Here is a 1,157-nt window from a genome sequence, read left to right as displayed (position 1 = left end):
GCATATGTATACCTTACAATTGTACCATCTGATTCCTTTTCTTCAAGCAGTACGGGATACTTTTCTGTGTAGTCCCACACATACTCTTTTTCTTACTGACTTCGGTGCCTGAAACCGATTTGTATTATGTTTTCGTTTCTTTATTTCACCCGTAGTTTTTATCCAGATAGGTATCTTTCGAAATATTCTATCTTGATTTTGCAATGTCCTTTCGTATACCCAACTCGGCAAAATTTCGCTAACATGTGGAGAAACCCCACCATGTGATTCTGTCTCAATTTCAATATTGTATTTTTACTTAAAACTTTTTTATCTACTAGTTTCAATACTTCACATACTACAATAAATCAGCGTGAATTATATGATTTACTTCAATCAAATCCTTTCTTGTGAATTTAAATATAATTTCTTTTGAGCTTAATAAATTACTAATTTTTTTCTCAGGTATATAATATTTGTCTTTTCCCACTAATACTTCAACCATCTTCTTTGTTCCAACAATAATACACGAATTGACAATTTTACATAGTACCGCATTTTCTTGCATATCCGACACAACAGTACCAAATAATTTTATTTTACATTCGTATTCATTACCTTCTCTCATAAAATCAAAGTTTTCATCACTTACAAGTGATGAATCATCAAAACATATATCTACCGTCCCTGTCTCTAAGTTTTTAATTTGAATATTTTTTGTCATTTCATCTCTATCAATAGATACTACTCTATACATAAACTCCTCCTTTAATCAATTGGATAGAACGATACTACAAAACCATTTGTTCCATAAGCAACTCTATAACTATTTCCATTCCATATATAGTCAGCAAATCGTCCTTTTACGTTACTTCCTGATTTTATAGGATTTGTAGATAATACATTCTCTAACAATTTTGGAATATCACTTACACCTTGAGATGCAAAGTCATCCGCATGCCTTTCCAAAATATGTGTTAACCCTGCTTTGCTATTACCATTTTCTAACCACATTAATTTTCCTTCTGAATTTTTCATAACTCTTACTACATTATCGGGATTATACTTAACACCACTATTTTCCAATTCATTTAGTAAACGTGACTTTTTACCGCCCTCATACGCCACACTTCCTGCTTCATCTGCCATAAACCCTGCTAGTTTTCCACTCTTTGCAG

General features: G+C 32.1%; 2 protein-coding genes. Both read right to left on the bottom strand.

Translation table 11 applies throughout. The annotated features are described in order from the left end of the window. Window positions 1–337: 337 nt before the first annotated feature. Entirely contained in the window at window positions 338–736 is a 399-nt protein-coding gene (locus DWW96_RS13720; protein WP_117910818.1) for a hypothetical protein, read from the bottom strand. 11 nt (window positions 737–747) lie between these two features. Continuing rightward, the coding region (locus DWW96_RS13715) for a toxin (RefSeq protein ID WP_117910817.1) at window positions 748–1,157 on the bottom strand (410 nt) is incomplete at its 5' end.

Source organism: Eubacterium sp. AF17-7, from assembly GCF_003461285.1.
Classification (GTDB): domain Bacteria; phylum Bacillota; class Clostridia; order Lachnospirales; family Lachnospiraceae; genus Eubacterium_U; species Eubacterium_U album.
Note: the sequence above shows the minus strand (reverse complement) of the source record. Positions and strands in the feature narration are given on the sequence as shown.

Bases quoted from the DNA above. Each gene is read 5' to 3' on its own strand.
- DWW96_RS13720 (WP_117910818.1), bottom strand. From the start codon at position 736: ATGTATAGAGTAGTATCTATTGATAGAGATGAAATGACAAAAAATATT.